This is a genomic window from Beduini sp., from assembly GCF_047239305.1.
GTDB lineage: Bacteria > Bacillota_I > Bacilli_A > Erysipelotrichales > Coprobacillaceae > Beduini.
On record NZ_JBKTEM010000005.1, the window covers coordinates 79807 to 97005 of the forward strand.

Annotated in this window: 18 protein-coding genes; 11 read left to right on the top strand and 7 right to left on the bottom strand. The window is 33.7% G+C overall.

Annotation, left to right across the window (positions count from 1 at the left end):
- The first annotated feature begins 31 nt into the window (after nucleotides 1–31).
- Entirely contained in the window at nucleotides 32–2050 is a 2019-nt protein-coding gene (locus ACLRVU_RS09450; RefSeq protein ID WP_412891634.1) for an EAL domain-containing protein, read from the top strand.
- A 69-nt stretch (nucleotides 2051–2119) separates the two neighbouring features.
- Here the strand turns inward: ACLRVU_RS09450 and ACLRVU_RS09455 are convergent, their stop codons facing one another.
- Both ACLRVU_RS09455 and ACLRVU_RS09460 read right to left on the bottom strand, forming a co-directional pair.
- The gene (locus tag ACLRVU_RS09455) at nucleotides 2120–3331 is read right to left on the bottom strand and encodes a hypothetical protein (RefSeq protein ID WP_412891635.1); all 1212 of its coding nucleotides are present in this window, start codon (nucleotides 3329–3331) and stop codon (nucleotides 2120–2122) included.
- Nucleotides 3315–3467 carry a hypothetical protein gene (locus ACLRVU_RS09460; RefSeq protein WP_412891636.1) on the bottom strand — a complete coding sequence of 51 codons (153 nt, stop codon included), beginning with the start codon at nucleotides 3465–3467 and terminating at the stop codon, nucleotides 3315–3317. The genes ACLRVU_RS09455 and ACLRVU_RS09460 overlap by 17 nt, the downstream gene beginning before the upstream one ends.
- A 378-nt stretch (nucleotides 3468–3845) precedes the next feature.
- On the opposite strand from ACLRVU_RS09460, the gene ACLRVU_RS09465 reads away from it, so the two are divergent.
- The 8 genes from ACLRVU_RS09465 (at nucleotide 3846) to ACLRVU_RS09500 (ending at nucleotide 12431) form a co-directional block, all read left to right on the top strand.
- Nucleotides 3846–4937, top strand: a complete 1092-nt coding sequence (locus ACLRVU_RS09465; RefSeq protein ID WP_412891637.1) for a transporter substrate-binding domain-containing protein — start codon at nucleotides 3846–3848, stop codon at nucleotides 4935–4937.
- Nucleotides 4938–4946: 9 nt separating this feature from the next.
- Complete coding sequence (locus tag ACLRVU_RS09470) at nucleotides 4947–6296, top strand: diguanylate cyclase domain-containing protein (RefSeq protein WP_412891638.1); 1350 nt, start codon at nucleotides 4947–4949, stop codon at nucleotides 6294–6296.
- A gap of 119 nt (nucleotides 6297–6415) precedes the next feature.
- Nucleotides 6416–6769 (top strand): Hpt domain-containing protein, encoded by a 354-nt coding sequence (locus tag ACLRVU_RS09475; RefSeq protein WP_412891639.1) that lies wholly within the window; start codon nucleotides 6416–6418, stop codon nucleotides 6767–6769.
- Nucleotides 6770–6786: 17 nt separating this feature from the next.
- Nucleotides 6787–8934 carry a diguanylate cyclase gene (locus tag ACLRVU_RS09480; protein WP_412891640.1) on the top strand — a complete coding sequence of 716 codons (2148 nt, stop codon included), beginning with the start codon at nucleotides 6787–6789 and terminating at the stop codon, nucleotides 8932–8934.
- Nucleotides 8935–8998: 64 nt separating this feature from the next.
- Entirely contained in the window at nucleotides 8999–9268 is a 270-nt protein-coding gene (locus tag ACLRVU_RS09485) for a hypothetical protein (protein ID WP_412891641.1), read from the top strand.
- A gap of 94 nt (nucleotides 9269–9362) precedes the next feature.
- Entirely contained in the window at nucleotides 9363–10076 is a 714-nt protein-coding gene (locus tag ACLRVU_RS09490; protein ID WP_412891642.1) for a hypothetical protein, read from the top strand.
- A 133-nt stretch (nucleotides 10077–10209) separates the two neighbouring features.
- On the top strand, nucleotides 10210–10950 hold the full coding sequence (locus ACLRVU_RS09495) for a MurR/RpiR family transcriptional regulator (protein ID WP_412891643.1): 741 nt from the start codon (nucleotides 10210–10212) through the stop codon (nucleotides 10948–10950).
- 65 nt (nucleotides 10951–11015) lie between these two features.
- The gene (locus tag ACLRVU_RS09500; protein ID WP_412891644.1) at nucleotides 11016–12431 is read left to right on the top strand and encodes a glycoside hydrolase family 1 protein; all 1416 of its coding nucleotides are present in this window, start codon (nucleotides 11016–11018) and stop codon (nucleotides 12429–12431) included.
- 55 nt (nucleotides 12432–12486) lie between these two features.
- Here the strand turns inward: ACLRVU_RS09500 and ACLRVU_RS09505 are convergent, their stop codons facing one another.
- The 4 genes from ACLRVU_RS09505 to ACLRVU_RS09520 form a co-directional block, all read right to left on the bottom strand.
- A complete protein-coding gene (locus ACLRVU_RS09505) occupies nucleotides 12487–12879 on the bottom strand; it encodes a manganese catalase family protein (protein WP_412891645.1) in 393 nt (130 codons plus the stop codon).
- Nucleotides 12880–12904: 25 nt separating this feature from the next.
- Nucleotides 12905–14452 (bottom strand): recombinase family protein, encoded by a 1548-nt coding sequence (locus tag ACLRVU_RS09510; RefSeq protein ID WP_412891646.1) that lies wholly within the window; start codon nucleotides 14450–14452, stop codon nucleotides 12905–12907.
- 636 nt (nucleotides 14453–15088) lie between these two features.
- Nucleotides 15089–15460 (bottom strand): helix-turn-helix domain-containing protein, encoded by a 372-nt coding sequence (locus tag ACLRVU_RS09515; RefSeq protein WP_412891647.1) that lies wholly within the window; start codon nucleotides 15458–15460, stop codon nucleotides 15089–15091.
- Nucleotides 15461–15531: 71 nt separating this feature from the next.
- On the bottom strand, nucleotides 15532–15912 hold the full coding sequence (locus ACLRVU_RS09520; protein ID WP_412891648.1) for a helix-turn-helix domain-containing protein: 381 nt from the start codon (nucleotides 15910–15912) through the stop codon (nucleotides 15532–15534).
- 129 nt (nucleotides 15913–16041) lie between these two features.
- Here ACLRVU_RS09520 and ACLRVU_RS09525 point away from each other — a divergent pair, with 129 nt between their 5' ends.
- Both ACLRVU_RS09525 and ACLRVU_RS09530 read left to right on the top strand, forming a co-directional pair.
- On the top strand, nucleotides 16042–16200 hold the full coding sequence (locus ACLRVU_RS09525) for a hypothetical protein (RefSeq protein WP_412891649.1): 159 nt from the start codon (nucleotides 16042–16044) through the stop codon (nucleotides 16198–16200).
- Between the two features lie 10 nt (nucleotides 16201–16210).
- Nucleotides 16211–16372, top strand: a complete 162-nt coding sequence (locus ACLRVU_RS09530; RefSeq protein WP_412891650.1) for a hypothetical protein — start codon at nucleotides 16211–16213, stop codon at nucleotides 16370–16372.
- A gap of 8 nt (nucleotides 16373–16380) precedes the next feature.
- On the opposite strand, the gene ACLRVU_RS09535 is transcribed toward ACLRVU_RS09530, so the two are convergent.
- Nucleotides 16381–17100, bottom strand: a complete 720-nt coding sequence (locus ACLRVU_RS09535; protein WP_412891651.1) for a DUF4393 domain-containing protein — start codon at nucleotides 17098–17100, stop codon at nucleotides 16381–16383.
- Nucleotides 17101–17199: the final 99 nt, after the last annotated feature.

The following is a 17199-nucleotide window of genomic DNA, read 5'->3' on the forward strand; positions in this document are numbered from 1 at the left end:
ATAATAAAAAGGAATGAAAGGAGGAAAATACATGGATATCAAATTAAGTATTGAAAGTGGATTTGAGAATTTTAAAGATCGTTTCGATCATTTTCCTTATGGGATATGTCTGATCAGAAAAGACGACACATTAACGATTGATTATTTGAATGAATCTGCAAAGCGATTGATGTTAGATGTAAATCCGCCTTTTTCATTAATGGCTTTTATAGATATGAAAGAAGAAAACAAAAAAGCTTTTATTCAAAAACATAGTCAGGATTGGCTGATGAATATTAACTTTAATATGGGAAAGCAGCTTCTTCAGTTAAAATGTACTCAAATGCCTGAACTAAGTCACTATATTGTCGGACTGCTGCTGGATATTAGTGAGTATCAGAGTGATGAAGCACAAATCAACCGCATTATTATCGAACAGACAGGAATAACTGTATTAGAATGGCAGCATCAATTGTCACGCTACTATTTATCGGCTGGTGCGGAATGCTTTGGCTTTTATGAGTGCATGAATCCTTATAAGTTCAATTTTCTAAAAAAAGAGGATGTTCATCCTGATGACTGGAAAGAAGTCAAACAGACATTTCTTTTGCTGCAAAAAAATGAAAATCAAGCTAAGATAACTGTACGTTTAAAAGATAATGATCACAGCTATTTGTGGTGTCATCTTACTTTCTTTGCTATGCGTGATAAAGAGGGACAAATAGACCGCATGATTGTAACCATTCATAATGTCGATGAAGCAGTGAAAAATCGTCAGTCGCTTGAATATTGGGCTGAATATGATCCTTTAACAGGATACTATAATTATGGTAAATTTAAAGAGTATGCCCGTGAGTTAATCAATAATAACCAAGATAAGAAGTATGCACTGTGCTATACGGATTTAAAGAATTTTAAGTTTTTAAATGATATCTATGGCTATGAAGAGGGAGATCGCATTCTTAAATACTGGGCGGATAAGTTAAATTTAGTTTCAAGGGAAAAAGAATCGTTTGCACGAATTTCTTCGGACCATTTCGCAACATTGAGAACCTATGAAGATATAGAGGATCTAGTATCCCGCTTTCATCATTCGGTACATGAACTTTATAAATATCAAAGTGCCACCAATAAAAAATTCCCTTTAGAGGTAGCGGCGGGTTTTTATCTTATCAAAGAAAATGATCGCCACAGCATTGAGGATATGCTGGATCGTGCAAATATTGCCAGTAAGAGCGTAAAGGGAAAACCAGGCAGTCAATATGGCTTCTATGATGATCACCTGCGTCAAAGTGTGATTGCCCGCAAGGAATTAGAAGCAGAAATGTTCCATGCTTTAAAGGAGGAACAATTCGAAGTTTATTTTCAGCCCATCGTAGATATTAAAAACGGAGATCGGGTAACTGCAGTGGAGGCGTTAGTACGCTGGCAGCACCCGCTCCGCGGAACTATTCCGCCAAATGATTTTATTCCTTTATTTGAACGCAATGGATTTATTGTAGACTTAGATATCTATATGTTTGAAAAGGTATGTCAGTATGTCAATAAAAATAAAATTACAGACATGATGATTTCTATCAATGTATCACGAGTAAGTGCCTTTCAATCCGATTTTGTAAAAAAGTATATTCAGTTAAAAGATCAATACCAGGTGCCTGACGGAATTCTGGAGCTGGAATGTACTGAAACAACAGTGGTGAATAATCCCCGTGAATTAAATACGATTATGAATAAATTGAAAGATTATGGCTTCTTATTTGCTATTGATGATTTCGGTTCCGGTTATTCATCTTTGAATGTTTTAAAGGAAATTTCAACTGTTGATGTTCTGAAATTGGATCGTATTTTCTGTACTGATGATCTGCAGGAAAGCCGCAACCATGCGATTATTTCCAGCATTATTACGATGGCAAAGAAACTGGATATGAAGGTGATTGCTGAGGGAGTCGAATCCTTAGTGCAGTGCGATATCTTAAAATCCTTGAACTGTGATTATATACAAGGTTACTTATTTGATCGACCAATGCCTATTTCGGCGTTTGATAAGAAGTATCGTGATTTAAAAAACTAAGCCCTGATGGGCTTTTTAAATGCAAAAAATCGCTTATATCAAGCGATTTCCTGTAGAATGAATAGCATTTTAATAAATTTTCGCTTCTTCATCTCTGTTTTGCTTTGTTAGGAAAAAGATCAGCAAATGAGCGACGTAGCAGCGACTTCCATAATGTCTGCTTTGGCATTCTAATTGATGCATCTTTTCTAAATGACGAATGATCTTTGTTTGATTGTTACTGAACAGAAAAAGCTCAACTAATTCCAAATATAAAATTGAAGTCTGTGATTTTTGTTCAACTTGCTTCCCTGCTTCTAACCATTTCAAAGCCTTATGTGGCTGCTCCAAGTAAAAGTAGTTCAAAGCATAAAGATAATGTAGGTTGTTAGCGTGCTTTGAATGGTGAAGCAGGTCTAAAGATCTGAGTGACTGTTCATATTGACCGGCATAAAGTTCACTACATGCCTTACACTCTAGGATATCTTCTGCCATTGAATCAAATTTCATATTGATGGCTCCAATCAGACAGTTACCGTAAATTGCAATGGCTCGATTGAACTGACCGATTGATGCCATGATCTTTGCGTCATTCATTTCAGTATAAAGCCAACGAATTGAGTTATCAGTGGCTAGAAAAAGGTGGATCGCATTTTGACTGCTGCTTTTTGCTTTAACACTGTCACCTAATGAAAGATAAACCATCGTCAGATAATATTCATTCATGGCTTTCATATTCTGCACTTGGGCATATTGCTGGACAATCAGCAGTTTTTCTAAAGCATCTTCGTTATTTAATGTGTAATGGTCAAGTAATGCGCTATATTGAATAAATATCAGATCATCAAAAGTGAAGTTTTCATCTTCCTGCACGTGGATCTTCTGCAGAAATTTGATAATCCTTTTAGCTTCAGATAAATGCGTTTCCAACGATATATAATACATCGCCACAATGAGCAGAAAAAGCGGGTAGTCATCAGTATTCTCATAATGTGTTTCCCATTCTAATAAATGACAAAAAAGATGCTGCCTGTCAGCTGTTTTATAAAATACACTGGCATGATAAAATGCGAAAAAAATATTTCTTATCAGTTTATGGCTTTGGGCAACAGTCAATCTATCCTTGATCGGATAAGCTAATTGGATTGACTCATAAAAAGATTGAAGAAATGGGATATCGATCTTATTCCTTTTTAACACATCATCATTCAGCAAATACTGAGGACGTTCTAACTGATAAACGTTTCGGACATGCTGTGATACTTTTTTTCTTCTGAAATCCTGACTATCCTGAGGGCTCATTTGTATTCTGGGCAATCCTATTTTCTTCGTTCCTGATATTTAGATAGGAACGCAGACCGACTGTCTTAGGTGAGCTGTTTGCCTTAAATAATGTGGAAGTTTTTATATTGGCTTGATAGTGGCTGAATCTGTTCATCTCTTTCTCTCCTTTCTTTAAAGATACTACTATTATATAGAATTCACGAAAGCTTTGTCTAGATAGCGTTGTTTATACACAAATGGGTAGAAAATTTAAAATATATCATTATTAGTGACAATTTTGTGATAATTCATGGAATATATAGCTTTTGATCTGTCTTTTTCCGAATAAATAGGAGTGAAATCAGCGTGCATTTCCTGATATTTGGAATATAATCTTTTATAGGCTGGGATTTATCTTCGAAAGATCATGAATATGATACGCAAACTTGTTATTTTGTCGAAAGTTTATTATAATAGTCCTATAAATAACTATTTTATACACATTATTTCATTTGTGTTGTTAAAATAGAATAAAATAGCAGGGGGGGATACTATGCATAAAAGAAATAAGCGTTTTATTATGCTTTTTTTCATTGTAATGTCATTAATGCTGTCAGGAGTTCCTCTGCATGCAAAGGAAAAGCGTATTATCAAAGTCGGATACCCCATTCAAGCTGGGTTGACTGAACTGGATGAAGATGGAAATTATTCCGGGTATACCTATGAATATTTACAGGAAATCGCGCAATATGCGAATTGGGAATATGAGTTTGTTAAAATCGATAAGAATATTAATGACTCTCTAGTTGAATTAATGGGGATGCTCGAACGTGGAGAGATCGATCTTCTAGGCGGCATGATCTATTCTGAAAGTTCAGCAGAGAAATATGATTATGTCGGTCATAGCTATGGCAATGCCAATACTGTTTTAAAAGTATTATATGACAGTGATATTACGAATCTGAATTCCGCAAGCCGAACAGAATTGCGAGTAGCAGTGATTGAGGGGGCGCAGCAGCGCCAAAAAGAGCTGAATGAATTTTGTGCATTATATAAAATAACACCGATTTTTATTGAATGTACCGATTATATTGAACAAGTTCAAGCCATGACCGAGGGGCGCGCGGATGCGTTATTAGACGTCAGTGCTCATCCCACAAACGAACTTAGAACAATTGCTACCTTTTCACCAAGACCTTTCTATTTTGCAACAACAAAAGGGAAAAGCGATATTGTTTCAGAGGTGAATTCGGCGATTGATTTGATCGAGCAGACAGATCCTTATTATACATCGAATCTATATGACAAATACTTTGGCGGAAACTCTTCTATTTTCAAATTGACAAGCGAAGAACAGCAGTATGTTGAAGAGAATAAAATAGTTCGTGTAGGCGTCTTGGCAAACAATCCTCCGTTTCAGTATCTCAATAAAGATAATCAAATCGATGGAATCAGTATAGATCTATTAGCTTATGTGAGTGAAAAAACCAATCTTGATTTTGAATTTGTATTGGCATCTACACAAGAGGAGCTCAATAAGCTGGTAGAAGATAATAGAATAGATATCATTTCTCATGCTGTTTGTGACTACAGTCTTAACCGTGAGAGCGATGTTGCATTAACGCGTCCTTATTTAAAAACATAGAATTTTATAGTGCTGAAAAACGGTGCGGAGCAGACGGATTTAAAAAATTTGCGCTTTATTTCTTATCAAAACGGTCCTTCGGGTGATTATGAGGATACATTGAAGGCAGATAGCTTGAAAGAAGCATTAAAAGTGATTCAAAGCGGGAAAGCTGATTTCACTTTAGGTAATGGGTATGCATTACAATACTATGTCAATCAATCTGAATACAGTGAATTAACGCTGATTCCAGCGAATACAGAAGAGTATGGTATAGGGTTTGGAATCGTTCGTCCGGTAAATAAGAACCTATTGAGTATTTTAAATAAAGTCTTTATTAACTTAAGTGATCATGAACTGCAAAATATTATTTATCCCAATACAACGTATGATCATAGTTTTTCAATCGGTGAGTGGATACGTTTAAATCCTTTTATTTCTTTAGCATTCATAACGATTATTATGAGTATTATCATTTTGCTTTTGGTACGTGGATTGAGACTGAGAAAGCAGATGAATCAGAAAATCTTATTAGATTTAGAAAAGCATCGTCAGATCTATGAATTGGCAAATGATTATTTCTTTGAATATAATGTCACAGATGATACGCTGATGATCTCGGCAGATAAGAAAACAAGAATGATAGATTTGAAGAAACCGCCTCAAGCATTAAATAAACGGCGTTCACTTAACTCATTTGTAGATGAGATTAAAGCACTTCAAAATGAGACAAAAGAAGTGCAGATTTTATTGGAAAACGGTGAAAAATGCTGGATCAGTCTAACAGGAAAAACCGTTATTGATCCCAATGGGAAAAGGGCCTATATCATTGGCAAGATCAATAATATTAATGAAGAAAAAATACGTGAAAACAGGCTGATTAAAAAAGCCGAACAGGATAGTTTGACCCATGTTTATAATGCAGAAACATGTCGATTAAAAATAATTGAAAGTTTACAAGCATTTAAATCCGGACAGTTGGGGGCACTGCTCGTGATTGATGTCGATACCTTTAAAATTGTTAATGACCAGTTTGGACATTTGCAGGGAGATAAGGCTTTAATCCATATCGGTGAAATATTATTAAAAGAAACGACGCTGTCGGGAATCTGTGGTAGATTGGGCGGCGATGAGTTCCTGCTTTATCGTGATGATTTAAAAGATCAAGCAGAACTAGAAGGGATCTGTCAGCGAATCAGTGACACGGTCAAACGCTATTATCTTAATGATGATTATCATTTGACGGTAAGTGTAGGGGCTGCTTTATTTGATTCATCCGTTGAATTTGAAACTCTTTATGAAATGAGTGATCAGTTGTTGTATGAAGTTAAAAATGGTGGAAGGAATCATTATTTAATAAAGCACATGAATAGTAAATAAGGAATCAAGATAAGAAATTGAACCAACGCGAATACCTCAATGATCATAGAATATATTCATGCTTCCTATGTTTATTGATACTTTAAATGAAGATGGATAAAAGAAAAGAGGAAATACGTATGGAGATAAGAGAGACTTTAGAAACATTGGGAGTAGATTATGAAGTATTGAAGATGCGTTTCAGCAATAATGAAAATTTGTTAAGCAAATTTATTTTAAAATTTCCTGATGATGTCTGTTACGCTCGATTGCAGACAGCTGTTCAAACCAAAGATTATGAAGCAGTCTTAATGGAGGCCCATAGCTTAAAGGGGGTAGCCGCTAATCTTGGATTTGAGACATTGTTTTTAAGATGCAGTGAACTTGTTCAGTATTTAAGAGATGGACATACAGAACACGTGGAAGAATTAAATAATGCCATTACCGCAGCATATAATATCATCATCGATGGATTAGCAATGATCGATAAGTGATAATCGGTGGGTAGGTCATGATGAATAAAAAAACAAAAATATTGATAGTCGATGACATTGAATTAAATCGAGCATTATTGTGTGAAATGTTTCAGTCAAAATATGACATTTTAGAAGCGGAGGACGGGAAAAGTGCCCTCCGCATTATTGAAAAAGAAAAAGAGAATCTTGCTATTGTTCTCCTTGACGTGGTCATGCCGATCATGGATGGTTTTAGTGTCCTCGAAATCATGAATGAAAAAGGCTGGATTGATTTTGTTCCGGTCATTATGATTACAGCCGAGGTATCCGATAATGTCATGGGAAGCGGCTATGAATTAGGGGCAATGGATATCATTAATAAACCTTTTAATCCGAATATTGTTAATAAACGTGTTGAAAATATTATTGAAAACTTTGCCTATAAGAACAGCCTGGAACAAATGGTTGAAAACCAAGCACGTAAGATTCGGGAACAGTCCGAGCGCCTGCATGAAAATAATTTACGATTGATTGATGCCTTGAGTTCTATTATTGAATTCAAGAATACCGAATCTGCACAGCACATCTTCAATATTCGTATCATCACTAAAATGCTGTTAAATAAACTGATAGAAATTCGTACAGATTATCATCTGACTCAACATCAGATCGAACTGATCTCAGAAGCAGCGGCAATGCATGACATTGGTAAGATTGCAGTGCCGGATTCAATCTTAAATAAACCCGGGAAACTAACTCAGGAAGAGTTTGAAGTCATTAAAGAACATACCATCAACGGATGTGAAATATTAGAACATATCGCAGCCATTAAAGAGATGGATTTCTATCATTACTGTTATGATATTTGCCGCCATCATCATGAAAAATGGAATGGAAAAGGGTATCCTGATGGACTCGTTGGAAATGAAATCTCGATTTGGGCACAGGCTGTTTCTTTGGCGGACGCTTATGATGCGCTTACAAGTAAACGGGTATACAAAGATGCTTATTCAAGTGAAGTCGCCATGCGAATGATTTTAGATGAAGAATGCGGGGTATTTAATCCGGATTTATTGGAATGTCTGATTCAGATCCTGCCGTTGCTCTCAGAGAAGAACGGGATCATCAAGAAAGATTATTCCGTACCGACAGAGATAATAAAAACGGAAAAACAGAAGAAGCCGCTGATGGATATTTCTGCTAGAACCCTGCGTTTATTGGAAATGGAACGACAGAAATATAAAATTATATCTGAGCTTTCCGATGAAATCATCTTTGAATATGATAAAGAAAGCGATAAGGTAATATTTTCTGAAGAATTCCACAAAATTACGGGGAATGATACAGTAATTTTTGATCTGAAGAAAAAAGGTTCATTGATGAAATATATCAAAGAGGAAGATTATAATTTCATCATGTCAAAAGTCGAAAAACTATCATTAGAAAATAAAATGCTCCATTTAGAACTGCCGTTAAATCTAAATGGAAATGGCTATGAATGGTACAGCGTTCGCATATCCGGATTGTGGGATATCAGCTATGAAGTAAAATGCATGGGGTATGTTGGAAAAATCGTAAATATTGAAGATGAGAAACAAAAAAATATGGAATTGGAAAAAGCTGCAAATTATGATTCATTAACTAAAATTTTTAACCGTCACGCTGTCGAAACGATGATTTCCGATGATCTTAAAACGACTTCAAAAGCGGCGATCTGCTTTATTGATATTGATAATTTTAAAATGGTCAATGATCGGTATGGTCATCTTTTTGGTGATAGTGTCTTAAAGCGCATTGCGACCATCGTGCAAAAGAATTTAAAGGAAAAAGATCTGGTAGGACGATTGGGCGGAGATGAGTTTGTCGTCTATATTCATGATTATAAGACGAAAGAATCCCTTAGAGAACGTTTGGAAATTTTACGTGCTGAACTTAAAATGGAACTAAATGATTTTATTTTATCAGGCAGTTTAGGGGTATCCTTTTATCCTGAGAATGGGAAAAATTATCGTGAATTACTTTATAAAGCCGATCAGGCATTATATTTTTCAAAATATCATGGAAAAGATGTCTGTCATTACTATGATCAAGAATGTGAAAGCATTCCCTTTCGATCATTAGTTTCTAATGTTGATGATTATCATGATGAGGTGGATTATCTTGATCAATTACTGAAGCTGAAAGGAAATTCTTCTTCTAAATAGTTGAACATAAAGCGTGATAAAATATTTTTATATGTGACACTAGTAAAAGGGGGAAAGGATAAATATGCTGACTTTATTTAAAAAAGAATTATTTGTTGGCAGTAAAGAACAATGCTTACAGATTGAATCAAAATTAAATATGGGGAATATCAAATATACTATAAAAAAACGAAATCCCGGTTCAAATTTCACACCTTTTAGAGCGGGCGCTTATGGAATGGTAGGCGGTGAGAGAGCCTTTCAAAGAAAAAGCTTGGATATGTGCGACTTATATGTAGTGTACGTACGTTATCAGGATTTAGAGGAAGCTGCTTATTTGATGAATAAGTCATAAATGACTTTGATTTTAATAAGGTTAGGATAAAAAGCTGTTGAGTTTTTAATTATTATCTATTGTATAAATTTATTTTATATTGGAGAATACTAACATGATAAAAAGGGTTCACATATTTATTTTATTCATCGCTATGCTGGTAATATCGGGTTGTCATGACACTAAAGAAATACCGGATTATGATTCCGGAATTATAGGCGTTGATATTAATGAATTAACAGCAGAAAATATAATTCTTCCTGACTATAAATTAGTCAGTGCCACTAGACAGATGTCTTCCTCACTATCTTTAGATGAGCTGATTAATAAATCAGATATTATTGTTAAAGGGAAGATTGAAAAAATATATTTTAATTATTATGCTTATTTTGATTGTCTGCTGACAGAGGTTTATAAAGGTGATCTGGAAATAAAAACAATGATCACGATGAATACTCAGCAGGAATTTTGGAATATCAACAGCAGAAAAAAGGAACAAGAAGAAAACGATCCTTACGATACGAGGACTTCTTCTGCTGACTATTACGGTATCGATATCAACAATAGGGAATTTAGTGATACAGATTACTTAGATTACTGTGGTATAAATATGTTTGAGATCTGGCAGAACAAGGATCAAGAATATATCTTCTTCTTAAAAGATGGAAGAAAAGCAAAGGGCTATAACGGCTCTAATCTAATCCATTTTACCACAGATTATTATTACTGTTTATTTGAAGAAACTGCGAATGATCAGTATACTAATAAAGAGAATCGCTATTTGGATCTAATACCGATAACGTTTGACAGTAAAGATTTGGTGGATTAATGCTGTGTCAATAATACAAGAGCTATTTTAAGGAGTACATCTTAGGGGTGTATTCTTTTTTGAATGGAGGATAAGCCGGATTTAATTGTTGTTGATAATTATGCTATAATATTGTTATGTTAGGGGTGATAGAGTGGAACAATTGGCTTACACGTTACTGGCATATATAAATAATGTCATTGAAGAGGATATGAACTATTATATCGCTAAGAAGTTTTTAGAAAACATATATAAAATTCAAGATTTTTCTTTAGAAGAGATTGCGTTTGAATGTAATGTTTCCAGCAGAACAATCAATCGTTTCTGTAAAAAAATTGGTTATCATAATTTTACTACATTAAAAAAGCATGTCTTATATCCAATTGTTGGAAATGATAAACCTTATTATGAAACAGCTGAGTTCCAGGCTATTCTTTCACGACATTTTGATGTAATCCGGCAGATTGACTTATCGGATTATTTAATCTTAATAAAGATGCTGAATGAGGCTGAAAATATCTGGGTCATTGGTTTTGAAAAACATCAGGTATTTGCATTAGAGTTTCAAAAACGATTGTTTGAATTTGGAAAAATAAGTCGCTGTATCATGAATTATCATCAGCAGCTTATTGATATTAAAAAAGCAAGTGATAAAGATTTAATTATTACCATTTCTATAAAAGGGGGGACGTTAACGGATTATAATCAAATATTAAGCAATATTCCGGCAAAGAAAGTTTTATTAACGTTTAATCCTCATTTAAGTCCTCATATTTTTGACCAATGTATTATCTGCGGGGATCTCAAATATGTTGAGTTTAGTGAATTTGCTCTGCTTCGTTTTTTTGATATTTTGTTTTACCATTATAAACAATGGATAACTGGACAGAAATAGTCCAGTTATTTTCATTGAAGCACGTTATAATGAAACTATCTTAATAACAAAAGGAGAGATGTACGATGAGTTTTCCAAAAGGATTTTTATGGGGCGGTGCTACTGCTGCCAATCAATATGAAGGTGGATGGAACGAAGACGGCAAAGGGGCAAGTGTTTTCGATGCCTCTACGGCGGGATCTGTCACTAAAAGTCGTGAATTTTTTAAAGAAGTCAATCCAGATATTTACTGCCCCAATCATGTAGCTACAGATTTTTATCATCATTATAAAGAAGATATAGCGTTAATGGCTGAGATGGGCTTTAAGGCATACAGAATGTCAATTGCTTGGACACGTATTTATCCAAATGGAGATGAGACTGAGCCAAATGAAAAAGGATTACAGTTCTATGATGATGTATTCGATGAATGTTTAAAAAACAATATCGAACCTGTTGTCACCCTTATTCATTATGATACACCACTGCATTTAGCGAATGCCTATAATGGCTGGTATTCTAGGGAGTTGGTTGATCTATTCCATCGATATACAACCACCGTGTTTGAACGTTATCATAAAAAAGTGAAATATTGGCTGACTTTCAATGAAATAAATTGTATTGCGATTGGAAATCCCTATATGGCAGGGGCTTGCAGAGAGGTTGAAGGTGTATCTTTAGATCAAGTCACCTATCAAGCTGCACACCATCAGTTTTTAGCCAGTGCCAAAGCGGTGAAACTTGCCCATGACCAATATCCCGATCTTAAAGTCGGAATGATGTTAGGAGGATTATTCTTTTATCCAGATACGTGTCATCCATTGGATATGCAAGAATACCAAAAGTCAAACTATCAACAATATTATTTCAGTGATTTGATGTGCCGTGGCTATTATTCAAACCGTGCTAAGGCATTCTTGAAAACCAAAGGGGTAGAACTTGTCATGGAAGATGGTGATGAAGAGATTTTGATGAGTGGAAAAGTCGATTATTTGGCATTTAGTTACTATATGACGATCAATGCGACTCATGTTTATAACCCTGAATTAAAATTAGCGGGTTCAGGCATCGCTTCACCTAAAAATCCATATTTACAGGCAAATGATTGGGGAATGGAAATTAATCCTATTGGATTGCGTTATTATTTAAATGAATTGTATGATCGCTATCAGATCCCCTTGATGATCGTTGAAAACGGTCTAGGCCATATTGATGAATTGGTTGATGGGAAAGTCCATGATGATTATCGTATTGACTATTTAAGAGAACATATTCAGCAGATGGATTTAGCGATCAATGAAGATGGTGTCGATTTGATGGGATATACAACATGGGGGTGTATTGATTTGATTTCTGCCGGAACCGGAGAAATGAAGAAAAGATACGGCTATGTCTATGTAGATCGTGATGATTTGGGAAATGGAACACTTAAACGTTATAAAAAGGATTCATTTGACTGGTATAAGAAAGTCATTGCATCGAATGGCGATGACTTAGATTAAATTTAAATAAAAACATCCTATTGGGTATCGAAATATTCCCATTAGGATGTTTTTGTTACCAGTTATTTAATTTACAGTCTTTTTTTCCGTATCCTTTTTCCAGATAGTAATTATAAAGCTCCAAGAACCTCTGATAATGAACAACTTCACGCTGTCTTAAGAAAGATAGCGGTGCTAGTATTTCTGGATTATCGGTTAAATCCATCAAGTGTTCATAAACGGCACGTGCTTTTTGTTCTGCTGCCATATCTTCCGCTAAATCGGCGATTGGGTCACCGGTAACAGCGAAATAATCTACGGTAAACGGCGCCCCTTGAGCGTTAACCGGATATAAGGCACGTCCATGTTCAGTATAATGACCTTCCAGTCCGGCAGCTTTGATCTCTTGGATCGTTGCTCCCTCCATTAGTTGGTAAACCATTGCTGAAATCATTTCCATATGCGCCATCTCAATAGCACCATGATGATGTATGTTATATTTTAAAGTTAATTTCTAGACTGAAATTATCGATAGCAGCCTTATTCCAACGTCCACCAGTTTCTTTTTTATAAACACATTGTTGTATCGCAGATTTTAATAATTCATTCTTTTCTACAGGGCTTGATTTGTCATAAACCTCTAATATATGTGTTAGCAATGGGATTGCCTTTTTATAACGATCTAGTTTATTTTCCTTAGATTGTTTTAAAAGGTGGTCCTTTTGTTCTTCTAACAAAGTAATCGAATTTTTAATGCTGTTGGTTCTATTCTTAAATAACTCTTCTGTGTACGTTCCTGTCTCTAAAAATTCGCAGCACTTCACAATCTGATTGTTTAATTTTTTTATCTCTTTGTCTATGTTGCTAATTTGCTTTGCATAATTGTTCTTTTCAGTAATAATTTTTTCTGAATAATTATTTACATATAAAGTGCATTCGTCTAAATAATTTTCTATAGATTCCATAATTCTGCTTTCAATAATATGCAAATCAGAAGCAACATTCGGGCAACCAATAGTATTGCATAATAAGGTTTCAATCCGTCCGTTAGCATAGGGTTTACGGATCATCTTTTTACCGCAATCTCCGCAAGTTATAAGTGTTGCGAGCGGATTTTTTAAGGTTTTTACCGTATTTGTGCGTGGTATAGAATTTTTATTTTTTCTACTTATAATGATGTCATATTGCTCTTTGGTAATGTAAGTAGGGTGTAGTCCTTTATGCAATTCGCAGTCCTCATTTCGTGGGCGTGATCGAGCAATTTTATTGTTGTTCACGATCTTCTTTGTTTTTCTATAATTCCATCTTAATAAGCCGGCATATACTGGATTCAGTGAAATGGTGTCAATGGCTGCTTTAGTCCAGTCGCCACCGGAACGCGTTTTATAACCCAATATATTTAGTTTTTTAGCGATCGCTTGACTTCCCATATTATTATCGATTATAGAATATAGAATTATATTTGTTGCATCTTCTTCTGTTTCTTCTTTTTCAAGCGTATTCCCTTTTTTTAATCGTTTTATTTTATAGCCATAGGGAGCAATACTTCCTAAATAAAAGCCCTCTTTAACTGCCATCTGTTTTCCGGCTTGCATACGTCTATTGATTGTTTTATATTCTCGCCTACTCATAAATAACCCAAATTCAAAGTATTCTTGATCGTATTCATTGGCAGGATCAATCGTTTTCATAGGGGTAATAATCTTAGTGTTTGTAAATTGGAATGCCTGAGATATGATTCCTTGATCGATACTATTCCCCCTTGCTAGACGTTCGACCTCCACAACGAATACACCAATATATTTTTGCGTTTCTATATCTTCAAGTAAACGTTGCATTTCCGGCCTTGCGCTTAGATTTTCGCCGGATACCACTTCTTTGTATATCTCTATATCAGATTCATTAATATTTAACTTATGTGCAAGTTCGATTAATCTTGTGTAGTGTCTGTTTAACACTTCCTCTATGGTAGCATCAGGATCATCGGCTCGGCTTTTTCTTAGATACATGGCATATTTATTTTTGTTTTGACTGGTATACATTTTATTACCTCCATATAATAAGGTTTTCAATTAATATTATACGTTAAACTCAAAATAATTCAAATAAGTCTATAGATATGAAGTGTTTATTTTGTTAAATCCTAGTAACTAATTTGACATAAATATTTTATATTGATTTTTATTATTATGAAATAATTGTCCTGTTATATTGTGATTTATATAAATAAATTCTTTTATTATATTTTATTTTAATATTATTTCTTTTATAAGTGTGCAACAAAATGCAACTAAATGGTCAAAAACTATCGAATGATTTTTTATGCACAGTTTGTTATATCCTAGTAAACTAGTAATTATAAAACAATAAACTAACAATTCTATATATCGTAAAAAAATAAAAAATTAATTTGTAGAAAAAAGAAGTATTTCTTTAATTACTCTAGTATATATAGGTAGGCGGGCAAGCGGTACAAAAGAATATATGTTAATATGTATTTACAGAAGCGCTACTGAAAAACAATAAAAAGATCGAGGGGAGAAGTTAGTATGAATGAAGATATTTACAAAGAAAGAATAATAGAAATGATTAAATCGATCAATGATGTTAACTATATTGAAAAAATATATAATTTTATCATAATGTACTACTTAAAGTAAAAAACGAGGATTTATTCCTCATTTTTTTTTTGCGCTTTTTTCTGCTAACGTTAATAGAAAATTTTTGATTGCGTTTCTTTGAGATTCAGATGCTTGTAAATAAGTTTCAATGATTAAACGATCTCGAATATCCAAATCAAATTCATCCACGAGACTATCGATGATCGATTCAGGAATTGCTGTAAACATATCTCCTTCGCCAGTCTCGAGCCAAAATGGATCGACTTTGTAAGTTGTACATATTAATTTGATCATAGCTTCATTAGGGACTCTTACTCCACCTTCATAGCTAGCGATAGCATTTCGAGATAAGCCCAATTTTTTAGCAAAGTCTATTTGTGTTGAATTAACAGATTTTCTAATGCTTTTAATTCTATCTCCTATACTCATTTAAACTTTATCCCTCCTTTCATACATATAGTAAATCAATAAATGTTTTACTTAAAGTAAAAAACGAGGATTTATTCCTCATTTTTTTTTGCGCTTTTTTCTGCTAACGTTAATAGAAAATCTTTGATTGCGTTTCTTTGAGATTCAGATGCTTGTAAATAAGTTTCGATAATAAATCGGTCTCGACTATCCAAATCAAATTCATCTACAAGACTATCAATGATTGTTTCAGGAATAGCTGTAAACATATCGCCTATTCCTTCTCTTAACCAAAAGGGATCCACATTAAAAGTTTTACATATTAACTTCAAGGTCTGCTCTGATGGATTGGAAATCCCTTTTTCAAATCCTGAAATAGCGGATTTAGAAATGCCCAATTCATTACCGAATTTTTCCATTGATAAGTCGAGGGTTTTCCTAAGTTCATATAATCTTTCTTTTAAATTATTCATATTTAACTCCTTTCTTGTTTAAATAGTAAACTTATAATTTTAATTAGTCAAGTAGATGAACATAAAATATTGACAAAGTATATTAACAGAACTATAATGTAAATGTACAGAACGAAAGGGGTGAAAATAATGACAGAGAAAGATTTAAAAAGAAAGCAAGATCAGGGAAAAGATATTGCTAAGGTCTTACAGTCTTTAAAGAAAAAGGGCTATGAATTAAATGATTATGATATGGGTTTTATTTCAGGATTGTTGTCAAGTAAACAAGTAGTTCACAAACAAACATAGGAGGGTAGAAATGGAAATCATAACAATTATCGTTGTAAGTGCGATAGTTTCAATAATTATTGGGAATATAATTGGAACCTATTATTTAAAAGAAAATGATAACAAGTGGAAAGAAGTTTTTCATCAAATAACTGAAATTACAATTAATGAGGTAAAAAAAATAAAAAAATAAAGTCTGCATTATTCAATGCAAACTTTTAGAAAATCTTTTCCTAATGGTGTTAGGTCAACAATCCCTTTTTCAAGATATATTTCGGCTATTCCATTCTTATCAGCAAAGCTTTTTAATTCTAAGTAAACGGGATGTTGTTCATATATATCGTAATTTTCTGACACCACTAGTTTAGATAAATAAGAAACCTCTATAATACCCAATCTTTTAAGATTAGTTATGCAAGAAGAATAAGCATCAGGATTAGACGATGTATTTTTATTCAACACAAAAAAATGATTAGTTAATATTGTCATTCCCTCACCGATTTTAGATTTAACGCAAATATTAGTAATCGCTTGTTTACTATTCTCGTTACAAAACGATTTAAGTATTATAGCATCTTTAGGATCTAATTGTTTTATTATATTTAAAAAGTAATGATGAGAATTGATATTTTTCCTGTTATCACAAGCGGAAGCAATTAATTTAGCAAACATTTCACGATATTCTTCATCTTCTAAATAAAAAATTGAGGACTCGAATGCAGGCCAAATAATAGAATTCTTTGGAGATTGTCTGTTTTCTTCGGGTATATCTTCTAAATGTTTAGTTAAATGTTCTTTAAAAATATTCATATAAACCTCCATTTCTGCTCTCTTTTTACAGTAAAGAGGATTTATATCTTTAAAATAGTCTGCTACACCAATAACAGAAGCGATTAATGCTAATCCGGTTTGTAAATCCATTTTTTCACCTCACCTTCAATAAAATTTCGATAGTCCTAATATCGATACTTTAATTATAGTTGAGCATTCGTTAAGAAACAATAAAAAATAAAAACAGAT